The following is a 9,671-nucleotide window of genomic DNA, read 5'->3' on the forward strand; positions in this document are numbered from 1 at the left end:
ATCTACAATGAAGACACAATGACAACTACTGGAGGCTCAATAGGAGAAAACCAAGAATCACAAGTGCAGGCTTCAATCAGGACAGCAGGGACAAGCAAGGAATCACAAGAAATACAGTAGTTGGAGATGTTGAGATAGGAGAAACTTCTGGAAGTCCAATAAACAGGGATTTAGGAAAAGCCAATGAAGTAACAAAGGACACTCACAGCAGTACAAATATCAATGTAGAGAGCCAGACTATTGAGTATGCCACTAATCCTAGTAAACTGAAAGAGGATATTGGGAAAGCCAAGGATGAAATTGAAGCGGTTGGTGCTGTGGCAAAAGCGGCTTTCAATACAATCGGCTCTAAAGAAAAAAATGGCTTCCTTGACTTCTTGAGAACTGAAAGAGTTCAGGAAACTGTAAGAAATCTAGGCTATATTGACACTAAAGGAAAGACAAAAGAGCAGATAGCACAGGAAATGCAGGATAAATATGGAGAAATTTTTGCAAAGAACGGCAAGAAATTAGAAATTAACTTCTATGTCAATTCAGAAGTTTCACAAGATGATCCTGATGCCAAAAATAAAATGAATGCAGCAGGATTTACAGCTGAAGATGGTTCAATATGGCTTAATGCAGACAATATATCATCAATAAGCAACTTCAATTTAAATTCAGTATTTGGACATGAACTGACACATAACGTAACTGGTAAAGATACAGAACTACTAGCCAACTTTGGAGAAGCAAGAGCTTCGGGGTTTATAGAGAAGGCAATAGATAAGGGTTATCTTGCTAGAACTGGTGGAGGATTGAATTGGGAAGATAGAAGTCTGACAGAAGAGTAAAAACAAAGGTTAAATAGCTATACTGAAGAAAATATACAAAACAGAGAATTAATCGGTGATGATAGAATAGACAGATAATTTCTTATAGATTAACGTTCTGGAAACGCAGCTTATGCACGACAATTAGTTAAAGCTCAAAAATATATAGAAATATATAATGAAATGGATAGGAAGCAGAAAAAAATGCCCAACCAAGACGTCAGATTAGACATAGAGGAAGAGGAAAGCATAATAGGCGGCAAGAAAAAGGGAAACAAATTACAGCAGAGGCTCAGAAAAAAATACAAGAAGTCGATGCTGAAGATAATATGGCTAGGAAGCTTGGAATACTGGAAGCAGAAAATGATTTATTAAGAAATACGGATCCTAAAACAGCATTAGATTACTATGCTCATAATGGAAGACGAAATTTGATGATTAGCAAATTGAATCCAGAGGAAAAAAATTAGGAAAAGCATTAGCTCAAAGTACCTATGTGCAAGACAATTATAACTATGTTTATTATGGCGGAGAAAGAATAGGAAAAAGTTATAGAAATTCAGATATTTTTAAAACTAAAATAGACAATTTATCTTTGGACATATTTAAAGAACAGATACAATTTGGCGGAAAATATAAGATATTTGATGGACTACAATATATAACAAGTGTGAAAAGTATAGACATGAATGCAAAAACATATATCTAAATGGTTCAAGATTAAGTTCTAAATTAAATAGAGATCTTAGAGCAATACAAAACTTTGCTAAATATGAATTAAAAGGAGTTTCTTTGGAGAGTGGAAATATCAAAGGACGTGTTTTGAAACTTGTAATAAATGATAATCCGTTAAATTCATCACAAATAGAAAATTTAAAAAAAGTAGTTGAAAATGCGAATAAAAGCGGTATAAAAGTTGAAGCAATATTATTGAAGTAGGAGGCAGAAATGTTATTATCAGTAGGAATATACAAAGAAAAGAAAGAAAAAAATTTTAGAATGGTAATATTACCATCAGGAAAAAATAAAATAGGATTAACTATGTACAAAGATTATGGAATAATTTCCTATTTAGGTAAAAATAGCAATGAAAAAATAGGACAGTTTATATTTTGGGCATTAAATGAAACTGATGAGAAAAAAATTGAAAATGAAACTGATGTAGAATGGCATAAAAAATATTTTAATTATTCGTCTAATTTAAAAATTGTTAATTTATACAATAATATTGGATTTCAATTTTTTGAAAATAAATACAGTTTGTATTTGATGAAAAAAGATGGAAGAGGTTATTCACCTTTTAAAGATGAGAATGGAAATATAGTTGAACATATATTTCTAGAGAAACCAACAAATTTGGAATTGGGAACAAAAGTAATGGAGATGTTTGAGTTTAAAGAAAGATATGATGGAATTATAGAATAATTTAGAAAAAGGACAACTTGTATTATTGAAACTAGTCTGATTAATAATCAAAGTCATAAATTTGAATAGTTATTTATATAGCATAATATAAAATTTAAAGAAAGGAGCTTGTATAATGTAACTATATTATACAAGGAAAAAAATGAAAAATATTATAATTATCTTTAAAGAACTTTTAAAAAAAATATTATTTTTTATATTTTAATTATGACAGCAAATTACTATGCTTTATTTCCACCAATAATAAAAAGTGAAAAAATAAAGACAATTTTTATGATAATGGAGATATTTCCGTATTTTACATTAGCACTAATATTAATATTAACATTCATATATACAAGAAAAATTAGATATATAAAAATTAAATATTTAAAATATTTTATCGTATTGTTTATTTTTATGTTAGGTGAAGTTATAGAATTATTATTTTAAATAATTGAACGGAGAAACAATTTTATGAGAAAAATTTATATTTTTTTTGAAAATTCAATAATATGCTTATGTTTATTTTTTCAACTCTTAATACTATGTAGAGTTATAAATAAAGAATACATATATTATAAAGGCATAAACTCTATATTCTTTTTCTTATTTTTAAAAATAAGTTTTTCGATAGTAAGATTAGTAAATAAAGAGTTTAAAAATTATGAATGGAAAATAAATCAAACATTCATTGATTTTTTTTATTTTTTTTTAGATGCAGTTATAATTATAGTTATTTCTAAAATTTTTTTTAGTTTAGATAGTAAATTTATTATAGATAAATTTTTAAATTCCGATGGTTCTTTTGAAATAAGTTATTCTAGTGTATCAATAATTGTTTTCATAGCATATAATATTATACATATTTTATTTAGTATGTATATTGTTTTAATAAAAAGAGTAAGGAAATTTGTCTTATTAAGTTTGTATTTATTCTATATAAGATTTGTTGTTATAGTAATATTATTATTAAATTATAGATTTTATTAGGATATGAATTCTTAAAAATTTTAAAATAATCGTTGTTGTAAAAGATGGCGGTTATTTTTTTTCTTTATTCTATGCTCTCTAACTTTTTCTATGTCAAATCCTTCCTTTTTTGAATATTTTTCAATTTATTTTTTCAGATTTTTTAAAAGGGTTCACACTGTAAAATAACAGGAATATATGATAGAATATAAAAAATTAATGAAAGTGAATGAAAAAAAATGAAAGTATTTGTAAATGTAAAACAAATTGGGAAGAAAAAAAATAAAATTGATAGGAAGGAATATGAAATTAGCGGGGAAATAAAGACTGTAAAGGAACTTTTGACAGAATTTGTTACGATAAATGTGAAAAAATTTAATGAAGGGCTTATAGAAGAAGATGTTGTTCCATATTTGACTGATGAAAAAATTAGTGATTTGTCCGATGCTGGGAAGATTTCATTTGGGGTGGATTATAATGGGAAAAAGCAGGATTTGGAAAAGGCGATTGAAAATGCACTGCAAAGTTATGAGGATGGAATTTACAGGATTTTTGTAAATGATGAGGAAATGGGGGAAATAGAGAGTGAGATAGAACTGAAGGAGAAAGATGAGTTGACGTTTGTCAGGCTTACGATGTTGGCGGGGAGAATGTGGTAAAAAATAATTTACAAGGAGATTAATTATGGTAATAAGTTACAGTATTCCTGATAAGTTGAAAAATAGTTACAGGACAAAATTATCAAAGGAAAAGGAAAAATTAAATCCAGAAAGTCGAAAATTTATTGAAAATGCGTTGAAAGGAACTGTCAAAACTGGAGAATACGGATATGAAATTTTTGCGATTGCAGAAATAAAAAAGAAAATTAAAGATATTGAAAATGTCAGGCTTGAGGATATTTTTCCAGAAGAAATTTATCCTGCTTTGGATGTAATGATTGGAGAAAATTTTAGAAAAATATTTCTTGAAGTTTGTCAAAAGCTGGTGAAAATGTCTTATACAAAAGGATATTACAGGAAAATGATATTAAGCTCAAATTATGCGGATCATTTGGGAAATATGTGGGATATTTTGTCGAATTTTGTTACATTGCATATTTTGGACTTGGATATTATGAAAATTTTGAAAAGGGAATACGACACGAAACAGTATTCAAATGTTTATGCTTGTGCGGAGCATTACCTCTCGGCTGAAATTGACAGGGGGAATGAAGAGGTTATAGAGTTTCTGAAAGATTTAATTTTAAGTGAAAATAATACATTTGTATTAGATTATACAACATTTAGGGCGATTTTTGCTTCAAACAATCGTGAACTTGTAGAATTAGTGGGGAAATTGCTGTTGGCTGCAAAGCTTCAGGAAGGGTTGCGGCAGGCTATCTGTGAAACGATGGACGGCGGAACTGTGGAAAACTTTAACTATATGTTTAAAATTATATATGAGAATGACTTGTTACGTTTTTCATCGGTAAAAAGGGCATTGGCAACGTGGACTGGCATTGGGGAAATGTATGCTGACAGGGTTAGTAAAAAGGAAATTGAGGTTATTAATAAACTTGTGGAAAATTCAGGATATGCTGATGAACTTTTGAAAAGTGATGACAATGTGGAGGTGCTGCTAGGGCTTTGGCAAAAGGGAAGAGAAGATGTCCTGGTGGCTGTAAATGCGATTGAAAAACTTATTGATACTGGGAAACGACACACTATTCTGCTTGCTTCATATTATCTTGACATTATCCAAAATCCAAAATTATCTCAAAAAATTGCAAAAAAAGTTATTCGGCAAAATCCAGATGACTTGGAAATTTATGCTTGCTATTCAGGTAATTTTGTGGGAAATGTAAATACTTATCAGATTTTTCAGAGAATAAAAAATGGGAAAGTTAAACTGACTGATTTTTTTGAAAATGAGGACGAGGCAAAGGAATTTTTTGGAATACTTGAAAATTTGGTAAAGCAGATGACAAAAGTTAGGAAAGATTTTTCGCCTTGTATTTTCCCGTGGTATTCGGTTACGCTGTATAAAGTGGTGATTGCTGATAAAATGGCGATAATAGCACTCTTTTTGAAGGGCGGATACATTGACAAAATTTTAGATTATGCAAAATTTCTTAATTATTATACAAAAGAGGATATTTTACAGCTGGTTTCTGAAAAATTTGAAAATGAAAATCATGAAAAATTTATAGTTGACGGACTAAAGGATTCTGCAATAACTAATAAAGCCTTTGAAATAGCCAAAAAACATAATTTAGTCCAAAAATATTCTAAAGAAATGGAAGGAATGTTAAGGTTAAAAACTCCAGAAGTGCGTAAAAATCTGATTAATTTGCTTTACTTGCAGAAAAAGACGGCATTTTATGAAACTGTTGAAAATCTTATAAAGACAAAGGATGTAAATAGACGGCTGGCTGCGTTTGACTTGATTTTGAAGGCTAAGAATGAGAAAAAGGACGACGTGAAAACGTTGCAGAAGTATGTAAAACTTGTGAAAGAACCTACTTCAAGTGAAATAGTGCTAATTAATGAAATTAATAAGGAAGAGGAAAAATCCATTGATGAGGAACTGGAGTATAATATTAATTATGAGCCAGGTTTTGAAAATAAAGCATTTTTGGAAGAAAAGTTAGATATAAAAAATATATTTACAAAATCCACTGATGAACTTTTGGAAATTATAAAAAAATTAAATGATTTGTATACAAAATATGAAAATTATGAGTATAAGACAGCTTATGGTGAAGAAGTATTGCTTTCTAACAGTTTTTCTCCTGTTTTTTCTTCGGATAGAAAATATGATTATAGAAATCAGGAATTGGAGAATTATCCGCTTAAGGAAGTGTGGCGAGAATTTTACAAAACAGAAATTAAGGATTTTGAAACGCTGTACCAGCTTTATTTATTCACAAAGGAAAGATTTTCGACAAAGGAATATTTGAATTATACAAATGAAATGCTTGGATTTGGTGCAAATAACTTGATTGAAAAAATAATATTTGAGCAAAGAAAAAATAATGATTTAAAGCATTTTGAGGTAAATAAAGGATATTATTATTCGGTTGGAAAAATATCTCAAATTATACATATACTTGTAAATGAATACCAAAATGAAGAAAAAAACAAGAAATATTGTTATAACTTTGGAAAAGCTGTATTTTCTTATGTTTACAATAATTTAGAAGAAAGTAAAATCTTGACAAAGCAGGGAAACAATTATTGGGGAAGAAATGAAGCCAAAGAAACGTATTCATGCATTTTTGACAATAACCTAATTTTTCAAGAGGCTAAAAATACTATAAAGTATTATTCAGATGACAAGGAATTTTGTGAGCAGTTTATCTTAAAATATGAAATTTATAAAAAAATGTACAATTATGTGCAAAAGAAGAATGGGGAATTAAATGGTGAGCTGATTTCACTTTATGAATTTGTTCTTGCAATAACAAAAGGAATTATTTCAAAAGATGAGTTTTACATCGAAGTGCTTAACCGTGGAAATGCAAAGGACAAAGTAAGAACTCTGTGCAATTTTATTTATAATTATGAAGATTCTGATAAGAATGAAGATGAACAGAAAGTTATGAAATTTTTTGAAATAGAAGGACAAAAAATAATTGACTACATTTTGGAGGCGGAGTTTAAAAGAGGGGAAAATCCTGTGGAATACTCAAATACGATTCATCAGATACCGATTGTAAAAGGTGTTGACAATCTTATCAAGATTTTGATGGCACTGGGGAATGAAAAGCTGGAAAGAGGAGGCTATTATTCCTACTATTACAGCGATGATTCCAAAAAATCAAATTTGAGCCATCTTCTGAAAAATAGCCAACCTGATAAAAACGACACCAGTGAACTTTTTGAAAAAAAAATAAAAGGAAGCAAAATCAGTCAGCAGCGGCTTATAGAAGTGGCAATGTATGCACCACGATGGATACCGCTTATTCAGGAATATTTGGGCTGGAAGGGAATGGAAAGTGCCTGTTACTATTTCCACGCTCATATAAGTGATGTATCTAAAAATATGGAAAGCCTGTTTGCCAAATATACTCCTATTTCTGTGGAAGACTTGGCTGTGGGAGCTTTTGACATTGACTGGTTCAAGTCTGCTTATAAGGAGCTTGGGAAAAAACGGTTTGAGATGCTTTATGAGGCGGCAAAATATGTATCAGATGGAGCAAAGCACTCACGGGCAAGAATGTTTGCGGATGCTGTGCAAGGGAAACTGAAATTAAAGGAAACGGAAACAAAGATTCAAGATAAGAGAAATAAAGACCTGGTTGCCAGTTATTCCTTAATTCCGCTTAAAAAAGCTCGTGACAAGGATTTGCTTCATAGATATAAATTTTTGCAGAAGTTTCTGAAGGAAAGCAAGCAGTTTGGGGCTCAGCGTCGGGCAAGCGAGGCAAAGGCATTTGAAATATCGCTGGAAAATTTATCAAGAAATGCTGGATATTCGGACGTAATCCGTTTAATCTGGAGTATGGAAACGGCTTTAATTAATGAAATGCAAAAATATTTTGAGCCAAAAAAAATTGATGAGATTTCGGTGTTTATAAAAATTGATGAATTTGGACAAACTAAAACAGTTTTTGAAAAAAATGGAAAAACTTTGAAAACAATGCCGGCAAAACTAAAGAAAAATAAGTATATTGAAGAAATTAAGGAAGTTAATAAGAATTTGAAGGAGCAGTATAGACGTTCTAAAAAAATGCTGGAAGAAGCAATGGAAGACGGCACAGAATTTTACAACTATGAAATAAAAAATCTGATGGAAAATCCTGTAATTTCACCACTGCTAGATACTCTTGTTTTCAAATCAGAAAATGATCTTGGTTATTACAGCGAAGGTAACTTTGTAACTGTAAATGGCGATATTATTGAACTTGAAGAAAATCAGGTGTTAAAAATTGCTCATGCTCTTGATTTATATAACAGTGGAAAATGGAGCGAGTATCAGCAGGATTTGTTCACAAAACAGACAAAACAGCCATTTAAGCAAGTATTTAGGGAAATTTACGTAAAAACTGCGGACGAAAAAGGTAAGGAAAATTCACTGAGATATGCTGGACATCAGATTCAGCCGAATAAAACTGTTGCTGTGTTGAAAAATCGAAGATGGGTTGCTGATTATGAGGAAGGCCTGCAAAAAGTTTACTACAAGGAAAATATCATAGCCAAAATTTATGCAATGGCGGACTGGTTTTCTCCATCTGATATTGAAGCTCCAACACTTGAATGGGTTTGTTTTTATGACAGAAAAACGTTTAAGCCTTTGCTTATAGATAACATTCCTGATTTAATCTTTACGGAAGTAATGCGGGATGTGGATTTAGCTGTGAGTGTGGCTCACGTTGGAGGTGTTGATCCTGAAGCCAGCCATTCGACTATTGAAATGAGAAAAGCAATTGTTGAGTTCAATCTTAAATTATTCAAACTTGCAAATGTTACATTTACTGAAAAACATGCTATAATAAAAGGCGAACGTGCAGAATACACAGTTCATTTGGGAAGTGGAGTAGTTCATCAGAGAGCAGGAGCTGAAATAAACGTGCTTCCAGTACATTCTCAGCACAGAGGAAGAATATTCCTGCCATTTATTGACGAAGATCCCAAAACAGCCGAAATTATGAGTAAAATTATTTTATTTGCGGAAGACGCTAAAATAAAGGATCCATTCATTTTGGAACAGATAAAATAGGAAAAAATGGAAAAAAGAAAAAATAGAAAGGAAGAATTTTGGAAAGTTTTATTTTTTTAGGATTAATTTTGTTAGTTGGTGCAGTTACACAGAATAAATCCATAGTTTATGCAACAATTTTCGTACTAATTTTAAAAGTTTTATTTAATATCACAGAAAGTTGCAAATTAAAGGGAATTGACATTGAGAATTTTATGACTCAATTTAGAAAAGAGGGTATAAATTGGGGTGTTCTGGTAATTACAGTCGCTATTTTAATTCCTATTGCCACAGGGGAAATTGGATTTTCTCATTTATTAAATGCTTTTAAATCTTCAATTGGATGGGTTGCGATTATAAGTGGAATCACTGTTTCCATCCTTTCCTCAAAAGGCGTAGGACTACTTTCGGGACAGCCTGAAATCACAGTCGCTCTAGTAATTGGAACAATAATGGGAGTTGTGTTTTTCAAAGGAATTGCTGCAGGGCCTGTTATTGCTAGCGGAATTACTTTTTGTATTTTGAGAATTATTGAATTAGTTTTTAAAAGATAATTTTTGATTTTAAAAATAAAAAATTTATAAATAAGAAAAGTTGTAACTAAAATTAAAAGCTACAACTCTTCTTATTTTTTATTTATTTAAAATGATTACAGTAAAACTATGCTAGAAGTTAAATCTAACTCCAGTCGTAAACACATTGTTATTTCCTTTACCTTTTCCACTGTCAATAGAGCCGTCATAGTTTACATACCAGCCAAATCCAGAATTTACTTCTGTCAATGCTCCAACTCCTACCCAAGTT

At 30.5% G+C, this 9,671-nt stretch carries 8 protein-coding genes; all 8 read left to right on the forward strand.

What is annotated here, in order from left to right:
• Positions 1-317 precede the first annotated feature (317 nt).
• A complete protein-coding gene (locus tag K324_RS0108750; protein ID WP_026748820.1) occupies positions 318-833 on the forward strand; it encodes a hypothetical protein in 516 nt (171 codons plus the stop codon).
• Between the two features lie 308 nt (positions 834-1,141).
• Positions 1,142-1,282: a hypothetical protein gene (locus K324_RS15800; RefSeq protein ID WP_155283111.1), complete on the forward strand. Its 141-nt coding sequence runs from the start codon at positions 1,142-1,144 to the stop codon at positions 1,280-1,282.
• Positions 1,283-1,308: 26 nt separating this feature from the next.
• Positions 1,309-1,521 (forward strand): hypothetical protein, encoded by a 213-nt coding sequence (locus tag K324_RS15245; protein WP_026748821.1) that lies wholly within the window; start codon positions 1,309-1,311, stop codon positions 1,519-1,521.
• A gap of 44 nt (positions 1,522-1,565) precedes the next feature.
• A complete protein-coding gene (locus K324_RS15805) occupies positions 1,566-1,751 on the forward strand; it encodes a hypothetical protein (protein ID WP_345940150.1) in 186 nt (61 codons plus the stop codon).
• A gap of 9 nt (positions 1,752-1,760) precedes the next feature.
• Positions 1,761-2,237 (forward strand): hypothetical protein, encoded by a 477-nt coding sequence (locus K324_RS0108770; protein ID WP_026746636.1) that lies wholly within the window; start codon positions 1,761-1,763, stop codon positions 2,235-2,237.
• Positions 2,238-3,427: 1,190 nt separating this feature from the next.
• Positions 3,428-3,847: a hypothetical protein gene (locus K324_RS0108780; RefSeq protein ID WP_026748823.1), complete on the forward strand. Its 420-nt coding sequence runs from the start codon at positions 3,428-3,430 to the stop codon at positions 3,845-3,847.
• A gap of 25 nt (positions 3,848-3,872) precedes the next feature.
• A complete protein-coding gene (locus K324_RS0108785) occupies positions 3,873-8,888 on the forward strand; it encodes a DUF4132 domain-containing protein (RefSeq protein ID WP_036095403.1) in 5,016 nt (1,671 codons plus the stop codon).
• 38 nt (positions 8,889-8,926) lie between these two features.
• Positions 8,927-9,421: a DUF441 domain-containing protein gene (locus K324_RS0108790; RefSeq protein ID WP_026748825.1), complete on the forward strand. Its 495-nt coding sequence runs from the start codon at positions 8,927-8,929 to the stop codon at positions 9,419-9,421.
• The last annotated feature ends 250 nt before the right edge of the window (positions 9,422-9,671 follow it).

Source organism: Leptotrichia trevisanii DSM 22070 (assembly GCF_000482505.1).
Lineage (GTDB): Bacteria > Fusobacteriota > Fusobacteriia > Fusobacteriales > Leptotrichiaceae > Leptotrichia > Leptotrichia trevisanii.

Bases quoted from the DNA above. Each gene is read 5' to 3' on its own strand.
- K324_RS15800 (WP_155283111.1), top strand. From the start codon at position 1,142: ATGGCTAGGAAGCTTGGAATACTGGAAGCAGAAAATGATTTATTAAGA.
- K324_RS0108770 (WP_026746636.1), top strand. From the start codon at position 1,761: ATGTTATTATCAGTAGGAATATACAAAGAAAAGAAAGAAAAAAATTTT.
- K324_RS0108780 (WP_026748823.1), top strand. From the start codon at position 3,428: ATGAAAGTATTTGTAAATGTAAAACAAATTGGGAAGAAAAAAAATAAA.
- K324_RS0108785 (WP_036095403.1), top strand. From the start codon at position 3,873: ATGGTAATAAGTTACAGTATTCCTGATAAGTTGAAAAATAGTTACAGG.